The organism is Candidatus Poriferisodalis sp. (assembly GCF_965219595.1).
In the GTDB taxonomy this organism is placed as follows: Bacteria; Actinomycetota; Acidimicrobiia; order Acidimicrobiales; family Poriferisodalaceae; genus Poriferisodalis.
The window spans coordinates 2,732,166-2,749,453 of the sequence record NZ_OZ244781.1 but is presented as its reverse complement, the minus strand read 5'-3'; the positions used below and the strand labels follow the sequence as shown (position 1 = coordinate 2,749,453).

Here is a 17,288-nt window from a genome sequence, read left to right as displayed (position 1 = left end):
CGTTCCTATCGAGGGCGACATCGCTAGGTTCGCCGGATGCCTCTGGTTCCGATGGCGTCGCTCGCATCGAGCATGCATGCTGGCCCCGGCAGCTATGCGCTGCTTCTGGGCTCAGGTGTCGGCCGTAGCTCCGGCGTACCAACCGGCTGGGATGTCACAGTCGACCTGATCAAGCGGTTCGCGGCTGCGCTGGGGCAGGATCACGGCGGCGATCCGGTCAGTTGGTACAGGAACCACACAGGAGGCGAGCCGGACTATTCGGTACTGCTCGAAGACTTGGCTCCTTCGCCAGAGGACCGCAGGAATCTGCTGGAGGGCTACTTTCAGCCGACAGACGATGAGCGGGACGAAGGCATCAAGATGCCCGGCGTAGCGCATCGCGCAATTGCCGACCTGGTGAAAGCCGGAATCGTCCGAGTTATCGTCACCACGAACTTCGATCGGCTGCTCGAGCAGGCGCTCACCGACGTCGGCGTACAGCCGACTGTCATTGCCAGCGCCGCGCACGCGCAGGGTGCGTTGCCACTCGTCCACAACCGCTGCACGATCATCAAGGTGCACGGCGATTACCTGTCGCCGGACCTGAAGAACACCGTCGAAGAACTCGACAGGTATGACCCAGCAATTGATGCACTGCTCGACCGAGTGTTCGACGAGTACGGGCTAGCGGCGTGCGGCTGGTCAGCCACTTGGGACATAGCGCTGCGCAACGCACTGCTGCGGGCACCGAACAGGAGGTTCGCAACCTACTGGATGCATCGCGGCGACATAGCTGCCCATGCCAACGAACTAATCGCGCACCGCGGTGCGATCCGGATGCAGATTACTGATGCCGACGCCGCTCTTGATGAACTCGCCAATACGGTCGCGGCGCTCGAAGACGCAATCGATAGCGATCCACACGTCACCGCGGCCGCAGTCGCCCGTCTCAAGCGCTATCTCTCGGACCCTGTACACCGCATCCGCCTGCACGATCTGATGTTGACCGAGACGGACCGCCTAATCGACGCTGTGGCGAACCTGCTGGTGAACGCTCCAGATGCGAACCCCGTCTACCTGGAACGACTTCGCGAGTACGAGATCGCTAGCGCTCGGCTGATGACGCTGCTCGCGACGGGTGCGTATTTCTCCAGGAGCGAAGATCACGACCAAATTCTGGCGGCTGCCATCGACCGGTTGGCGAATCGACAGACAGAGCGGGCAGGGAACGTCGTCCTGATCGAATTGCAGCAGTACCCAGCGCTGCTCGCCATGTACGCGACGGCGATCGGCGCCGCCGCTGCGGATCGCATCGGCCCCATCGCCCGCATACTCGGGACAGTCGAGGTCACCAAGCGCGCCGAGACTATGCCAGTCGGAGTCGCTGTCAGCTCGTGGCAAATCCTCAACTACGACATGATGAGGACGAACGTGCCCGGGCTGGAACGACACAAGGTGCCGCACTCACAGCGCCCTTACGAGGTGCTGCGCCCCGCGGTGCAGGAGATCATCCCCGACGATCGGCGCTACGAGAAGCTGTTCGATCAGATCGAGTACCTCTTCGGGCTTGCCTTCTCCTCGCAATCCGGCATTGGAACGGGGCCGATCGGCATGGGGGCATTCAGGCACCTAGTTGGGTACGCGGAGCCCCCGGACCAGCTCGTCCGGAACCATCTTGAGGTGCTCGTCGAAGCAGCAGTCTTTACGAACCCCAACGACCTCGACCAATGCCGCGACGCTTACAACGAGCAATTCAGGCTGGCCTCCCGTCAAACGTGGTAGCGCTTCCGCAAGTTCAGGTCACGACTCGCCTTCGTTGAGCCAACTGCCCGTGTACTGCCCCAATGCTGACATCAGGCCATATGAGATCAGCTTGAATGCTGCGTCGAAGTGCTCGTACATAGCAACAACACTGACATTCGCGCCGTAGTTGCCATACTTGACAAGAGGCAGGGGTGCGTTCTCAAACTTCTCCCCCTTGCGAATCGTCGCATAGCGGAATGTCTGCCCAGTCGGATCTAGTTCGTGGATTGACAACACGACTTTGCGAGTGTTCGCCGGAAGCTTGTCCTCGCCGAGATCGGTGAGCAGCTTGTCGAGACGCTCTGCGAGCCTATGGAGATTGTGGACTGCCTCCTTCGCAAGCCATTCGTCCAAACGATCAGCTTCAAGCACTTCGTTGGTTCGTCCGTCGGCTCGCAGGCTCGCGGCCGCTTCCCGAATCGCTGCCTTTAGGACCAGCTCGAGCGCGTGCCGGCAGTTGTAGACCAGCGGCACGAACAGAGCATCATTCGGTCCCTCGCCGACCCAATGGTCCACGATCAGCCGCGCCGTCTCGGCGAAGCCCGCCGCCAAAGCGTGATCGTCGAAGTGCCACATGATCGCGTTGTTGCGGAATGACTCATCCGGACCCGCGGGGCCGAAGATCACCATGTCAAGTCTCCTCGGTGTTGGCCCAGTCGAACTCGGCTCGTTGGGGATTCCACACCCGATCGCGGTCGGCCCGTTGGACCTGCTGCAGGAACTGCTGGAAGTCTGGATCGGCTGGTGTGCCTGCCAGTGCCGCTGTTGCACGCTCGGCCATACGGCCGAGGTGGAGGCGAAGTCGTTCAGGTGCTTGCACCTGGTGGATCGCATCGCGATTCGCCTTGACCAGGAGGTCGACCCATGCGCTTAGTTCGTCGCCTTTGCGGCCAATCCAGCTGTTGAGGTCATCGGTGAAGCCGTCATACGCCTCGCCCCAATGGAGAATGACTCGTTCGAACCGGAACTTCAGCCGGCCGCTCAGCCGAAATGTGCCGTCCGGTCTGCCGTACAGCTCAGCCTTGACGCGACAGCAGATCGCGTACCACACCTCGCACATCGTCCACGGATTCGTCTTCGGAATCTGAACATTCATGTCGAGGAGGGCGTAGCGCCACGCCAGCGATCCCTCTTGGGGATGGCTCCTGTTGAGATGCGCGACGAACTCCTGCGCCGTATCGAAGCCCAAGTTCAGGTTCTTGTACTCGTTGAGGCTCCAGTGCTCACCGAAGTGCTGCTCGATGTATTCGCTATCGGCAGGCTCCAACGCTCCGTACAGCGCTTCCAAGTCGTGCCGGAACGGCTTTCGCTTCAACTGGTCCATGGTGAACCCGGTGTCCGTGGGGACCAACAGGAGCATCTTTAGCGCCTGCTCAATCCCGTTGTAGGCAGCGGTGATCAGCGGCCACGCCTCCGCCGCCTCATGATCTGGGGAGTAGTCGGGCTTCACAGGGTTTTCTGCTACGAGCTCACGGGTGCGCTTGCAAGCCGTGAACATCCTGTGAAAGGCAACGGAGTCGATCGTCACAGCCGGCACCGTAACCCGGTGTCCGGTGGGCAGCGTCGCCATTTGTGCGGAGGTATCGACGTGCTCTCTACATCGATCTGTCGGTTCGATGCTGCGAATCAACTGCTTCGAGGTTAGGTGGCGGAGCCACTCTCGCTTGGCGAGTGGTCTGATTCACCGGCGAGCGCACTGTCAGGCGCGGCGGGCGGCGGGCCCACCGCATCGCCGGCGCACGCAGCCAACACACCCTACGCAGACACCGCCACAGAACATCGAAACGACAATCTCATCGCGAGATGCTTCTTGCGGTCTTCACGACGGACGCGGTCAACCACCGTGCCTCAACATTCCGCGAACACGGCCACATCGCGACGCCCTCAGCTGGCGGCGGCGATGGTTGCTTCGGGCACGCCGGCGGCTCGGGCGCCGCCGCAGATGCTCTCCCACGTCTCGGCGGGCAGCGTGATGCCGTTGGCCATGCGGTGCTGGCGCCGCTCGTGCTCCACATCGCCGGGCAGCTTCACGGGCTCGGAGGGATCGATCGCGTCAGCGTCGTAGAACCAGTCGAGATAGTCCGCCGCGATGCCGTTGTACCCGTCGTCAGTCTCGCCCACAGCGGCGTCTACCTGGGCCGGGTCGACGTAGACCGAGAGCATGCCGTTGGCGAAGCGAAGCCGGCGCGGCCCTGCAGTGCCGGTACCGGTGAGCGCACCGGCCAGCAGCTCGCACATCACCGAGATGCCCGAGCCCTTGTGCTCCCCCATCGCCCGCAGCGCGCCCGGCCCGTCCATGGAGTTCGGGCGCTGACCCTCCTCGAACGTGTACAGCACCCGCGGGTCGCCGGTGATCTCTCCGTCGCCGGATACGAGGGCGTTGTCGGGGACGGCCGGACCGCCATGCAGCGCCACCATGGCCTTGCCCTCGGCCACCACCGACGTGGCGAAGTCGTGGATGACGGGGCGGCGACCGGCCACGGGCGCTCCGTAGGCGCACGGGTTGGTGCCCATCCGGCGGGCCTTGGCGCCGAACGGGGCCACCAGCCGGCTGTTCGCCACATTCACGAAGTGCACCGAGACCAGGCCTTCGGCTGCGGCCATCTCGGCGTACTCGCCGATGCGGCCGAGGTGGCCCGCGTTGCGCAGCCCCGCCACCGCAACGCCAAGTTCCTTGCATCGCTCGATGCCCAGTTCCACTGCTGCAGGACCGACGGTCTGGCCCATGCCGTACTGGCCGTCCACCAGCAACAGCGCGCCCGAGTCGATGAGCACCTTGAGCTCCTGGTCGGCGAGCTGAATGCCATTCGCCAGCAGATCCACATACAGCGCCGAGCGGATCACACCGTGGCTGTCATGGCCTGCCAGATTGGCCCCCACGAGGCTGCGACCGATACGCGCCGCTTCGGCATCGGAGCACGCCGTATACCGGAAGATCTCAGCGATGAACTCCGCAAGGCGTTCATGGTCGATCACCACGTCGCGGTTCGCGGCGTCATTGTTTGTGCTGGATTCGCTCATCGCCGCAGCGTACGCGGCTCCCCCGGTTCGTTTCCGCACCAGAGCACCGTGACTCGGCCGGCCGGCCTCGCTCCCGCATCGTCGGGATGCTCCACATAGGCTCGCTCGGCGTGAATGCGCCTGATCGATCGGCGGCGGCAGGCTCCACGGAGCACTACGACGTGGTGGTGGTGGGCGCGGGCAATGCGGCGATGTGCGCGGCGCTCGCGGCCCACGAGGGCGGTGCCAGGGTGCTCGTGCTGGAACGGGCGCCCGAGGCCGAGGCCGGCGGCAACAGCCGATTCACTGCCGGCGCGATCCGCTTCGCCTACGACGGCGTCGACGACCTGCGGGCGCTGATGCCCGATCTCACCGACGCCGAAGTGGAGATGACCGACTTCGGCACCTACACCGAAGAGCAGTTCTACGCTGATCTGGGTCGCATCACCGACTACCGGTGCGATCCCGAGCTGGCCGACACGCTCGTCACCCGCAGCAAGGACACGCTGATGTGGATGGCGAGCCATGGTGTGCGGTTCGCGCCGATCTGGGGACGCCAGGCCTTCAAGGTGGACGGGCGCTTCACCTTCTGGGGCGGCCTCACGGTGGAGTCGGTGGGCGGCGGCGAAGGACTCGTGGAATCGCTGCGGGCAGCACTCGACCGGAACCGGATCGACCTGTGGCACGAAGCCGCCGGACGCTCGCTGCTGACCGACGACAGCGGTGCGGTGCGGGGCGTTCGCGTGCGGCGCGGCGGCCGTGTGATCGACGTCGAATGCGGCGCTGTCGTGCTGGCAGCGGGCGGGTTCCAGGCCAATGCCGAATGGCGCACCCGCTACCTCGGTCCCGGATGGGACCTGGCCAAGGTGCGCGGCACCCGCTTCAACACCGGCGACGGAATCGCCATGGCGCTCGACATCGGCGCGATGCCGTATGGCAACTGGAGCGGCGCTCACGCCGTGGCGTGGGACTACAACGCCCCGGAGTTCGGCGATCTCGCCGTCGGCGACGGCTTCCAGAAGCACAGCTACCCGTTCGCGATCGTGCTGAACCAGGACGGCCGGCGCTTCGTGGACGAGGGCGCCGACTTCCGCAACTACACCTACGCCCGCTACGGGCGCGAAATCCTTGCCCAGCCGGGGCATTCGGCCTGGCAGGTCTTCGACGCCAGCACCGAGCACCTGCAGCGCGACGAGTACCGCATCCGCCAAGTCACCAAAGTGACCGCCGACAGCATCGAAGAGCTCTGCGCGCGCATGGAGGACGTGCACACCGAGGGAGCGCTGGCAACGATCAGCGAGTTCAACGCAGCGGTCGACTGCAGCGTCCCGTTCGACCCCAACGTGCTCGACGGCCGCCGCACCAGGGGCCTCGGCCCCGACAAGACGAACTGGGCGATGCCGATCGAGACGCCGCCGTTCTCAGCGTTCCGCGTGACGTGCGGCCTGACCTTCACGTTCGGCGGGCTGCGCATCGACGAAACCGGCTGCGTGATCGACACCGACCTGCGGCCGATCACGGGCTTGTATGCCGCAGGCGAGCTGGTGGGCGGCCTGTTCTACGGCAACTATCCCGGCGGTTCGGGCCTCTCGGCTGGTGCCGTGTTCGGCCGCCTGGCGGGAAGCTCCGCCGCTGCGCACGCCGCTGGCTGAGCCGCCTCTGCCGAATGGGCGGCGGCTCCCCGGCGGGCGGTAGCGTCCAATCGCTATGTCTTCCTCGCCCAACGACTCTGGTTCGAAGATCGTCTACACCCACACTGACGAGGCGCCAGCGCTGGCCACCTATTCGCTGCTGCCGATCATCACCGCGTTCACCGACGCTGCAGGCGTCGATGTCGAGACGCGTGACATCTCGCTGGCAGGGCGGATCATTGCGGCCTTCGGTGACATGCTCGAGCCACACCAGCGGATCGGCGATGCGCTGAGCGAACTCGGCGCGTGGACCCAGGACCGCGGCGCCAACATCATCAAGCTGCCCAACATCTCCGCCTCGGTCCCCCAGGTCAAGGACGCCGTCGCCGAGCTGCAATCGAAGGGCTACGCAGTCCCCGACTATCCCGACGACCCCGCAGACGCCTCCGAGCGCGAGATCCGCGAGCGCTTCGATCGGGTGAAGGGCTCGGCGGTGAACCCTGTGCTGCGCGAAGGCAACTCCGACCGCCGCGCACCCCGCGCCGTGAAGGAATACGCGCGCCAGTACCCCCACTCGATGGGCGCCTGGTCACCGCAGAGCCAGAGCCACGTGGCGACGATGTCCGGCGGCGACTTTCGCTCGAATGAGCAGTCAGTTACGGCGGGCGGCGCCGGCTCGCTGAGCATCGAGCATGTGGACAACGACGGGAACGTGCGCCTGATGCGCAAAGTCCCCGTGGGCGCCGGCGATGTCGTCGACTCCACGTTCATGTCGGTCGCCGCGCTGCGCGAGTTCCTCGATGATCAGATCGCCGACGCCCGCTCGGGTGGCGTGCTGTTCTCGCTGCACCTCAAGGCCACCATGATGAAGGTCGCCGATCCGATTGTCTTCGGACATGCAGTGCGGGCGTTCTTCGCACCGGTGTTCGACCGGCACGCCGAAGCACTCGCGGCCGCCGGTGCAGACCCCAATGACGGCTGGGCCAACGTGCTGGCCGCCGTCGAATCGCTGCCGGCAGCACAGCGCAAGGCCATCGAGGCCGACATCGCCGCCACGCTTGCCGAGCGCCCCGGCTTGGCCATGGTCGACTCCGATCGCGGCATCACCAACCTGCACGTGCCCAGCGATGTCATCGTGGACGCCTCCATGCCGGCCATGATCCGGTCGTCGGGCCAGATGTGGAACGCCGAGGGCAACCAGCACGACACCAAGGCCGTCATCCCCGACTCCAGCTACGCGGGCATCTATCAAGCGGTGATCGACGACTGCCGCGCCAACGGCGCATACGACCCGACGACCATGGGCTCGGTGCCCAACGTGGGCCTCATGGCCCAGAAGGCCGAGGAGTACGGCAGTCACGACAAGACCTACGAGGTGGACGCCGCGGGGACCATGCGCGTGGTCACCGAGTCCGGCGAGGTGCTGATGAGCCACCGGGTCGCCGAGGGCGACATCTGGCGCATGTGCACCACCAACGACGCAGCCATCGCCAACTGGGTCGATCTGGCCATCGAGCGAGGTCAGCTCACCGGAGCCGCGGTGGTGTTCTGGCTCGATGCCGAACGGCCCCACGATGCGCAGCTCATCGCCAAGGTCGATGCGCGACTGGCGCAACGGCAGGCTGACGACGCCTCGATCGGCGAGCTCGACATCAGGACCTTGGCCCCGGCCGATGCCTGCCGTTTCTCGCTGGAGCGCATCCGGCGCGGGGAGGACACCATCTCGGTCACGGGCAACGTGTTGCGCGACTACAACACCGACCTGTTCCCGATCCTCGAGCTGGGCACGTCGGCCAAGATGCTCTCGGTCGTGCCGCTCATGGCCGGCGGCGGCCTCTTCGAGACGGGTGCCGGTGGCTCGGCGCCCAAGCATGTCCAGCAGATGGTGGCCGAGAACCACCTCCGCTGGGACAGCCTGGGTGAGTTCCTGGCCCTGGCGGTGTCGCTCGAGCACTTGGGCCGCATAGCCGGCAACCCCGTCGCGCAACTGCTCGCTGACACCCTCGACGCTGCGATCGGCACATGGCTCGCCGAAGGCCGTGCTCCCAGCCGCCGCGTCAACGAGCCCGACAACCGCGCCAGCCACTTCCATCTCGCGAAGCACTGGGCCGACGAGATGGCCCGCCAGGGCACCGACGCCGACCTCGCCGAACGATTCGCCCCGCTGGCGGCAGCATTGGCCGCCAATGAGAGCCAGATCGTTGACGAGCTGGTGGAGTGCCAGGGAGTGCCGGTCGACCTCGGCGGCTACTACCTGCCCGACCCCGCACTTGCCGAAGCCGCCATGCGGCCGAGCGCCACCTTCAACGACATCCTCGACGGCTTCCGCAGCAGCACCGGGAACTGACTCGCGCCGTCGCAGCGTCGCGATCAGGTCCCCCGTGCCAGCTCAGTGCGTGTCTAGCTCAGAAGCCGCCCGATACGACTGCAGGTCATCAGGCGACAGCTGATCCGCATCGACGAGCCGGTAGTGGCGCTCACGCGCAATGGTGATCTCCCCATCGCGCTCAGCAAACTCGAAGAGCGCAATGTCATCGTCTTGCATGAATTGAGCAGCGATTGGTCGCGGTTGAAGCTCAGTGAATTTCTGCTCGGCGACCCGGAAGTCCTGCCAGATCTGGATGACACTCAACACATCGGTTCCGCCCTTGGCCTGCACCGGCAGGACAAAGTGAGCTCCATGAGTATCGACACCGACGTAGAGTTCGTCCGTCTCGACCTGAGAACTGCTCGGCTCCCCCGAGATGACATCGTCGATCTCAATTGTCGTCCGCAAGTGACTCTGAAGCGGATAGCAAGTCAAACCAGTGAACACGTCAAGCAACCGGTTGTAGCGGACGCGAGCCAGCAAGGCCTGCTCGTCTGACATTGAGTACATCGAGATCACGCCCGGCGTCGCATCTGGGATCTTGACCATCGTCAAACCCTGACGGGGCTCAATCACGTTCACGGGCACGAGGCGCAGCACATACACGGCATTGCCGCCGGGAAATATCGCCCAATCGAGTCCTGACGGTGCCGCTTCCAGAATCGAGGCTGGCAAAGGCGTGCGATACTTCAGTGAGTAGACGACATCGCCGACGTTCTTGGGCCGCTTCTCGCCGAGGTCTGCAGCGGCCGCGATGATCTCGTCTCTGGTGAAGGGCACCTCGTCCAGGCCCGGTTGGAACTTCTCGGCAAAGATCTTGCCAACAATTCGCTGGGCCAGGGTGCCCGACGCCGACGACGCCTCATCGCTCATCAGCTCTTGCCGCCGGGCCATCGCAACACGAGGACCTCCTCGCGAAGCTGGTCCCGCGTCGCCGTGGCCGGTCGCGTCCTGAACAGATCGATGCCTTCTACCTCGTAACCACACCGCTCGGCAATGGAGGCGAGAATCTGACCGGTGCGGATCATCACTCGCAGATAGGACGCCTGATCACCAACGACGTATGCGAGGCGGGCACCGGGCCGCAACACGTCTCGCAGCGACAACAGATGACGCGCCATGCCACCGAAGTAGAGCTTCGTCACGCGGTGGTACATGCGCTCGAAGCCCGAGTCCTTGCCTAGAGCGATTCGACGTTCCTCAATCTGGGCGGACAGCTCCTGCACCCGCGTGTCGTCCGCGACCCAAGCAGAGTCATCGTCATCGCGGTAGACGCCGCGCGTGTTCGAACGGAGTAGTTCGCGCTTGGTGCTGCGCAAGCTTGCTCGATCGGTGAGGTAGCCCAACAGCACCGACTCAAGACGGACAGTTCGCGAGTAGTCCTTCTCATTGGGGTAGGGGGGCGAGGTAATGACAGCGTCCACGCTCTCGGCTGGCACACACGATGCGACAGCCCGCGCATCTCCAGCAACGATATTGGCAGCTGTCTCGTTCCGCTCCGCCAGCACGCGCAGGTCCTCAACCATCGACCGCACCCGATCCAGCCATGGGGCCACGACTGCTGCATCGTCCCGTATCGTGCCGACGCCCACCTCGGGGCCGAATCGGAGGTTGCCTACCTCAGTCGGGAGTACACGGGCGAAGGCGAGCATCTCGTGGTCCGAGATGCCTGCCGCATGTTCGCCCCGTAGCGCTTCGCGCAGCACAAGCGCCTTGTGCAACGGCAGCGGGCTGATGGAGTGCTTGATGAGCAGCTTGGCAGCGTCAGCATCCAGGCCTCGCAAGAGAAGGCCCTCGGCCGTCGATGCGCCGAGCTCATCGCTCAGCTGATCCGCTGCCAATGTTGCCGAAGCCTTCTCGGCAACCAAGTCCGCATGGCTCGCCAACGCATCAGGGTCTGGAGACCAATCGGTCTTCACTTCGGCTGCGAACTTCGACATCGGCATCGCTTCGACGCCGATGCTCGCGATGCCCAACTTCTTTGATTCCACCAAGGTCGTGCCGGTCCCGCAAAACGGATCGAGCACAACTGCGTCATCTCCAAGCTCGAACCGGCCCGCGTAGTCACGCACCAAGTGGGGCGGAAACGACAGCACGAATCGGTACCAGCCATGGGCAGGGGCATCACACTGGAGCAACGAATTCATCGCCCCGTTAGTTGGGGGCCGAGGTGCCGCAACCACGCTGCCGACCGTAGACCACACTCCCATCCCGGGTAGGTGATCCTGTTCCCGACCCGGTGCCTCACTGGTCGTCGTACGTCTCATGGCCGCCCCTCGCGTTGCTGATCCGGCTAAGAACGTATGTATGGGGTGTTACAGGCCCGGTGTTCGTTGGCCGAACGGCCCAACCGCTACCGAGTCAGCCAAGAGCAGGGCTGAGATGCAGCGAGCGGGCACTCGTCAGTCAGCCCGCATGACGCAGGTGTAGCTACCGGAACGAGGCCACCCGGACTCATATCGGCGGTGGCCATCAGTTGCGCCACCGCGGGCCGTTCGCGGTTCCAGGTGCGAAGCCACTCAGATCGCTACCGCAGTGCGACTTGACGTCCGCGATGAGATCGGGAGTCGTACCGCCGCAGCGACTGCTCATGTGCGATGAAGCACAGAAAATATCTCGCACGGCTCAGGAGTTCGTCGTTATGGTCGCGGGACGGTGAGGTTCCAGATCAGTTTCGAGTTGATCGACTGTCAGGGGTGCGGCGAGCACCGGCAGCGGGGACTCGATTGTCCGACATGTGGAGCTCGGGCTGCGCCGGCCGAAGTCGATCTGCAGCATCAGAGTCGCCTGCGGGCACTCGAACTGGTCAAGCAGAAACGGGCGTCGCCTGGTCGAGCTCCCGACGCTTCGCCATTGGAAATGCTCGTGTCGCCGCTGCTCGTGCAGCTCCCGGATCGAGTCTCGCGGGGCGCCGACGCAATTTCCCGCACCCGCAAGGCCCGACCGGATGAGCTGCAACAGATCGCAGCAGACATTGCCGACCTCGAAGCCTGGGTCAGCGAGACGCCTCAGCTGAGACCGCTGAGTGCCTACGCGCGGCACGTGAAGATCACGGTCGAGCACCTGATAGCGGTCTTCGATGTCACCGTCGCAATGCTCGAAGCGCGTCGAGGATCAGATGCCCAACATCTCGAGCCCCAGCTGCAGGAGCACCTGGACACAGCGACCGCCGCGATCTCTCGATGCAACGAGCTGTCCGACCAGATCACCGGGCTTGCAATGTCGGACAATGCTGTAGCCACTTGGATTCGCTTCGCGATCGGCGACGACATGGTGGCAGCGGAAGCCCGCGGCCGAGCGATCCTCGAGGATCACGGGCTGACCTCAGATCAAGTCAGCGTCGGTATCTTGGCGTTGCTGTGGGACTTCATCTTCGCATCGACCTCAGACGAGGGCACGTTTTGGTGCCGCGCCGCACAGCATCAATCGCTGCTCGCCCGTCATCGAGACCGAGTCGTCGAGATCGCCGAGACCGAGATCTTCAAACAGCGCGCCACCGACGCATTGGACGATCTGTTGCACGCGGCACGGTTGGCCGTCCAAGAGGGCGATTCTGAGTCCCAGCGCCAGCGCGCCACCGAGATGTTGGACTTCGGCCACCGGCTCGTCGAACAGCCACTCAAGCTGCACCTCGGCATCGCATGTGCGGCAACCACAAGTCGGCAGTTCGAGTCGACCCAAGCGAGCGATGTCGCTGCGCTGACTCGGGTCGCGAGCCAGAAGGGCTGGGCTGTCGCTCCGCTACTGGGCGATTCCGATATCCGCAACGCCTTTGCTCACCGCGATTACTCGGTCCGATCCGACGGCATGATCGAGCTGTGCCCTGCAAGATGCGCAGCGCAGGGCCATCCACCAAAGGTGATGTCGACTGACGAATTGTGCGACGCGGTGCTCGCGATCAGCGAAGCATGCGGTGTCATGGACATGGCACTCGCGCTCGTTACCGGCCGCTGCGTCGGCGATCACGCCGATGGCACGTCACCGTTCCTGATCCGCTCCCTCGCAGAAGGACTGCTCGGCTGGGACAATGCCGGCTTGCGCCTCGAAGACGACGAAGCCGTCATCGAGGCGCGAAGCACACGGCCGGTCAAGTTCGCAGAAGTCGGGCCTCTGGCTTCGACCCATCTGGGCAACCACAGTCGTCTCACCATTCGGCTCACCACGAACAGCGGCGATCACGAGATACGTATCCCTGTCCAAGAGCTCAAGGAATGGTCACAGGTCGCCGGGGAAACGGCCCGCTCGGCCGCATTCCTGACCGCGTGGCACCGGGCAACGATCGACGGTGCACCGGCCTTCACAGAAGCCCAGGTACGTAAGGCGCTTGCCGTGCAAGCGCTCCAGCTCCTGGCGGACGAGACCAAACCCTTCGGGAACACCCGACGCGAGCTCGCAAGCCTGCGACAAGCCGCCAAAGCGGTCGGCGACAACGATCTGGCCAAAGCAATCGCCAGCTGTATCGGATGGAGAGCCGGAATCGAGGCGGGGCATCGACCTGCCACCAACCCCATCGGCTGGCTCGTCGACCTAGCTTCCGTGGACGTGCAGCCAATCACCGAATGGATAATCCCCGACTGAGATCTACCTCTACCGTTGGCGGCAAGTGGAATAACGACCAGTGCGCATGGCGCGACACTTGGGGCGAGGCGAACCCGGATCGCCCGACCCTCGACCCCAAGATAGTCGTCCTCAACACCCGGCTTCGAGGCGATTTCTCCTGGCCGCGCAGGATCGACTCGTCCGGGAGCGACAACGGCGCCTTACGGAGCAAGAAGGAACACACGGCCGCGAACGGACTCGGACCTGAGAACCGAGCGCGGTTCGCAGGCTGCCGTCGACGTTTGCGCTTCTTGGCCAAGCCCACAGACCTCCTTCACGCAGATGTCGTCATTCAACCGCCGCCCGGACTCGTCGAGCATCCCTCGAGCTGCGGTAGCGGTTGTGACGACAGGCATCTATGAGGGTCGCAGTATCGCGGTGCGCCAATTGGAGCCACTTGGCGACGGTTTCTTGTAGACGCCGGGGTTGCGGTAATACGCCGCTTCGGCAGGTCCGGCGCGACTCGCGATCGTCCGGGGAGGTCCTTGAAGGTGGCCATGGGAGATGTAGCCCCAGCCAGTCGCGCACGCCAAGCCTGATGCGCGCGGTTCCTCTACGAGCGTGCGTGGGGCCGATAAAGTGGCTTCGTTGCCTCGGCGGCTGCTGAGAGCGACTACCGACAAGTGAGGCCTGCAGAGGCGGGCGCTCAAGAGAGGAGACGATGCGATGAGTGATCGCGTTGTTCAAGTCGCCGCAAAGTGGTCGCGGCGAATGCAAGACCCCAACTTCCCTGGGGCTGAGACCCATTTCATGCTGGTTCCGGCGAGCGAGCTGCCAGACGGCCTGCCGCTCAATGCGAACCCGAGAGAACCGCAGATCAACAGGCCGGTGTACCGGACCGTGTCGCGATCGCTGCGCCAAGACGACGACAGCATCCCAGGCAGTTTCCATCTCAAGCACCGCGGCCTGACGCTCGTCGCATCAGCGGTGAAGAAGAGCCGGGAGCTGCATCCCGCAGGCCTTGACGTATTCGAACTGCACTTCGCGGACGACGGAATGTACGGCATCGTCGACGGCGGTCATTCTTACGAGATCGTCCAAGAAGCGAACAAATCGAACGCAATCCCCAAGAACGCATTCATCAAGCTCGAAGTGATGACCGGTCTCGACACCGAGAGTCTTGTTACTGAGATCGCCGGTGGCCGAAACACCAGCATGCAGGTGCAGGACAAATCGCTCGCCGACTTGGAGGGCAAGTTCCAGTTCCTGAAAGACGAACTCGAAGTCGACGGCTGGGTTGAACGCGTGGCGTGGCACGAGGGCGATGACGGCGACATCGATGTGGTCGATGTCATCGCTGCGATCTCGTGCTTCGACATCGAGAGCCACCCCGATCGCAGCAGCCACCCGGTGGACGCATACAGACGCAAGAAGTCGATGCTGGACCGCTTCCGAAGCGACCCGCACCGCTATCACAGACTCACGCCGGTGATCAGGGACATCTTGCAGCTGCACGACTGGATTGCCTATGACTCAGAGAATCGCTGGCAGGAAATCGGCGGAGTCTCCGGCAGCGGCGGCAAGTACGGACACCTCGACATGGTCGAGAAGGTGAAGGAGGGCCGTTCGGGCTTCGAATTCCCGTTCTTGCCCGACATGCGCTCGCAGAAGCGCCTCCGGCGGCCGGCGACTTTCCCAATTCTCGCCAGCTTCCGGCTGCTGCTCGTCCAAGACAAGACAGCTGAATCGGTTGGCCGTTACCGGCCTGTCATGTGGCGCAACGACTTCGACGAGGTTATGGAACTCTGGGAAGCCGCTGGCGGGCAATTGCTGCGCACCTTTTATGAACACTGGGACACCACAGGCAGAGACCTGCACGCGGCCGGCCGCTCACCGGCGCTGTGGGGGTCGGTCTACAAGGAACTGGCGGTGATTGACGCAGAGCGACGAGGTGCCATATGAGACCCACCGATGTGCTTCACGCTGGCATCGTTGGCACCAACTCTTCCTATGTCCGCACCATCACCGGGTCGGCTCAGATCCGGTCACTGCAACACTGCCATCGACAAATCGCATTGGCAGCAGCCGCGAAGGCCGTCGTCGGATCGAATCACATCGCTGAGTTGGCGGCCGCTGTCTCGCGCCGCTCAGCGGTCCATTCCGGGATCGTCGAGCTAACACGGACCGTGGCGATGTGGTCAGAATCACTCGGCGCAGCAACGCGCTTCGACAAGACGGCTGCCGTGGCCCGGGAGATCACCCTTCTCAGCCGCTTGTCGAAGCAGTTGGTGGCGAGCTCCGCGCTCACTGCAGAAGCGAGCGTGCGCCGGCTCGGCACGCCGCTCACCCTTGCGCCTCTTGCGCGCATTGGCCGCTCCACCGAAGCACTCGTGTCCGCTTCGTTGCGTTCGTTCGCGGACCTGTGGCAGCGGCTGGAGTACTGCTATCCGCCGAACTTACGTGGACTGGCGAGCCTTGATCAGGCAGCGAGGATCGCAAGAGCGGAGGGCATCGCCGTGTGTGGAGTACCGCGCGCTGAGATCGTTCAGGAGCTCCTGGCGGCACCAGACGCTACGACACGTCGACAGGTGCTGCTGTACCACCGCGAGGCGATCGTGGAGGACTGCCGGGACGTGCTCGTAGGCCTGGACGGCGAGCTGGCCGATCAGTGCCGATTCGCAGTCGGTGCCATCGCCGATGGACACAGCTCCGCCGCCCAGTCGCACGCCGCGGGCGTCATCACCAGCGTGCTCGAAGTCATACCAAAGCGATTCAGGCGTGAGTTCCCAAGCAAACCGCTGGACAACGTACCAATCAACAGGCTGCGTTGGTGGCTTGCGCTTCAACCCGTCGACGCCGCCTTCGTGTCGTGGAAGCCAGAGAGCGGGAAACCGCCGCCGGACCAGTTCTCACGGAATCCGACAAGTCACTGCGTAGGTCAGACAGGAGTCTTCAGCGAGTACAGGTCGCTGTCAGCCGTGATGCTGGCCGCATCGCTGACCCGACAATTTGGGCAACACATAGTTGACCAATTCAGCCAGCCGTGACCGAGCCAACCGAGCAGCCATGGATTCCCTATCCCATTCGTGAGCTACGACGCGCAACAGCCGAGCGCGAGGCGGCCGGCGAGAGCCTGTGGACCGAGCAGCTCGATCTGAAGACACGCACCAAGCTCGCAGCTCGCGTCCGAGACCAACTATGGGATGACATTCACGAAGGCGGCGTGCGGACGCTGCTGAGCGCCATTACACAAGACGTCTCGGATGCCGCAGGAGTCGTGAGTCGGGCCGGCGAAGTTCCCGAGTTGTTCGGGCGTCAGGATGTCGACGATTTCGTGGCCAGCATCAGGGACCCAGGCCAAGATCTCCTCGTCATCTTCGGGCTGATCGAGGGTGTGTGGCGCTGGCAAGCGGTCATCGACGAGGAGTTCATCGAGAGGCGCTCCAGAGCGCGGCAACACTTTCAGGACAGGATCAACGAGATCCTCGAAGACCATCGAATCGGGTTCGTCTTCGCCGGTGGGAACTTCCTGCCTCGCAGCGGCAGCATCGCGGACCGAGAGATCTTGGTGCCCGCATTTGAGTACCTCACCGGCGATCAGCGCTTCGCCGATGCCGAGAACACATACCGCGAAGCCCTTACGGCGATCCAGCATCGCCAGCCTGACGAAGCCATCACCAAAGCATGTACGGCGCTGCAGTCCGTGCTCGCCGCGCTCGACTGCGGCAACGGCTCCGACAGGCTCTCCAAGCAGATCGCCGTCGCGATCGATAAGGGGCTCTTGGCTAAGCACGACAAGCCTCTTGAAGGCTGGCTCACAGCAGACCGTGGAAACTTCGGCAGCGCGCATCCCAGCGACAGCTCTGCCGAGCGCCCCGATGCGTGGCTCACTGTGCACGTCATCGGTGCCATCGTCCTCAGACTCAGCCGTGGTGGCGCACGAGGCGCATCGGCTGAGTGAGCTAACC

General features: G+C 64.1%; 12 protein-coding genes. 7 read left to right on the top strand and 5 right to left on the bottom strand.

What is annotated here, in order from left to right:
* Positions 1-36: 36 nt before the first annotated feature.
* Entirely contained in the window at positions 37-1,761 is a 1,725-nt protein-coding gene (locus ACOQPE_RS12210; RefSeq protein ID WP_420609178.1) for an SIR2 family protein, read from the top strand.
* A gap of 18 nt (positions 1,762-1,779) precedes the next feature.
* On the opposite strand, the gene ACOQPE_RS12205 is transcribed toward ACOQPE_RS12210, so the two are convergent.
* The 3 genes from ACOQPE_RS12205 to ACOQPE_RS12195 form a co-directional block, all read right to left on the bottom strand.
* The gene (locus ACOQPE_RS12205; protein WP_420609177.1) at positions 1,780-2,412 is read right to left on the bottom strand and encodes a hypothetical protein; all 633 of its coding nucleotides are present in this window, start codon (positions 2,410-2,412) and stop codon (positions 1,780-1,782) included.
* A 1-nt stretch (position 2,413) separates the two neighbouring features.
* Entirely contained in the window at positions 2,414-3,412 is a 999-nt protein-coding gene (locus ACOQPE_RS12200) for a hypothetical protein (RefSeq protein WP_420609176.1), read from the bottom strand.
* Positions 3,413-3,666: 254 nt separating this feature from the next.
* Positions 3,667-4,803: an Ldh family oxidoreductase gene (locus tag ACOQPE_RS12195; RefSeq protein ID WP_420609175.1), complete on the bottom strand. Its 1,137-nt coding sequence runs from the start codon at positions 4,801-4,803 to the stop codon at positions 3,667-3,669.
* A gap of 110 nt (positions 4,804-4,913) precedes the next feature.
* Here ACOQPE_RS12195 and tcuA point away from each other — a divergent pair, with 110 nt between their 5' ends.
* Complete coding sequence (gene tcuA, locus ACOQPE_RS12190) at positions 4,914-6,434, top strand: FAD-dependent tricarballylate dehydrogenase TcuA (protein ID WP_420609174.1); 1,521 nt, start codon at positions 4,914-4,916, stop codon at positions 6,432-6,434.
* 55 nt (positions 6,435-6,489) lie between these two features.
* Positions 6,490-8,760, top strand: coding sequence for an NADP-dependent isocitrate dehydrogenase (locus ACOQPE_RS12185; RefSeq protein WP_420609173.1), 2,271 nt, complete (start codon positions 6,490-6,492; stop codon positions 8,758-8,760).
* 42 nt (positions 8,761-8,802) lie between these two features.
* Here the strand turns inward: ACOQPE_RS12185 and ACOQPE_RS12180 are convergent, their stop codons facing one another.
* Positions 8,803-9,654, bottom strand: coding sequence for an endonuclease (locus ACOQPE_RS12180; RefSeq protein WP_420609172.1), 852 nt, complete (start codon positions 9,652-9,654; stop codon positions 8,803-8,805).
* A complete protein-coding gene (locus tag ACOQPE_RS12175; RefSeq protein ID WP_420609171.1) occupies positions 9,654-10,964 on the bottom strand; it encodes a DNA methyltransferase in 1,311 nt (436 codons plus the stop codon). The genes ACOQPE_RS12180 and ACOQPE_RS12175 overlap by 1 nt, the downstream gene beginning before the upstream one ends.
* A gap of 682 nt (positions 10,965-11,646) precedes the next feature.
* On the opposite strand from ACOQPE_RS12175, the gene ACOQPE_RS12170 reads away from it, so the two are divergent.
* From ACOQPE_RS12170 to ACOQPE_RS12155, 4 genes are all read left to right on the top strand, one after another.
* Positions 11,647-13,359, top strand: coding sequence for a hypothetical protein (locus tag ACOQPE_RS12170; RefSeq protein WP_420609170.1), 1,713 nt, complete (start codon positions 11,647-11,649; stop codon positions 13,357-13,359).
* A 687-nt stretch (positions 13,360-14,046) separates the two neighbouring features.
* Positions 14,047-15,282 carry an AIPR family protein gene (locus ACOQPE_RS12165; RefSeq protein WP_420609169.1) on the top strand — a complete coding sequence of 412 codons (1,236 nt, stop codon included), beginning with the start codon at positions 14,047-14,049 and terminating at the stop codon, positions 15,280-15,282.
* On the top strand, positions 15,279-16,367 hold the full coding sequence (locus ACOQPE_RS12160; protein ID WP_420609168.1) for a hypothetical protein: 1,089 nt from the start codon (positions 15,279-15,281) through the stop codon (positions 16,365-16,367). The genes ACOQPE_RS12165 and ACOQPE_RS12160 overlap by 4 nt, the downstream gene beginning before the upstream one ends.
* Positions 16,364-17,281 (top strand): hypothetical protein, encoded by a 918-nt coding sequence (locus ACOQPE_RS12155; protein WP_420609167.1) that lies wholly within the window; start codon positions 16,364-16,366, stop codon positions 17,279-17,281. The genes ACOQPE_RS12160 and ACOQPE_RS12155 overlap by 4 nt, the downstream gene beginning before the upstream one ends.
* Positions 17,282-17,288: the final 7 nt, after the last annotated feature.

What these genes read in the sequence shown, in the direction of transcription:
- ACOQPE_RS12195 (WP_420609175.1), bottom strand. Translation starts at nt 4,803, where the DNA reads ATGAGCGAATCCAGCACAAACAATGACGCCGCGAACCGCGACGTGGTG.
- ACOQPE_RS12180 (WP_420609172.1), bottom strand. Translation starts at nt 9,654, where the DNA reads ATGAGCGATGAGGCGTCGTCGGCGTCGGGCACCCTGGCCCAGCGAATT.
- ACOQPE_RS12210 (WP_420609178.1), top strand. Translation starts at nt 37, where the DNA reads ATGCCTCTGGTTCCGATGGCGTCGCTCGCATCGAGCATGCATGCTGGC.
- ACOQPE_RS12160 (WP_420609168.1), top strand. Translation starts at nt 15,279, where the DNA reads ATGAGACCCACCGATGTGCTTCACGCTGGCATCGTTGGCACCAACTCT.
- ACOQPE_RS12205 (WP_420609177.1), bottom strand. Translation starts at nt 2,412, where the DNA reads ATGGTGATCTTCGGCCCCGCGGGTCCGGATGAGTCATTCCGCAACAAC.
- ACOQPE_RS12165 (WP_420609169.1), top strand. Translation starts at nt 14,047, where the DNA reads ATGAGTGATCGCGTTGTTCAAGTCGCCGCAAAGTGGTCGCGGCGAATG.
- ACOQPE_RS12185 (WP_420609173.1), top strand. Translation starts at nt 6,490, where the DNA reads ATGTCTTCCTCGCCCAACGACTCTGGTTCGAAGATCGTCTACACCCAC.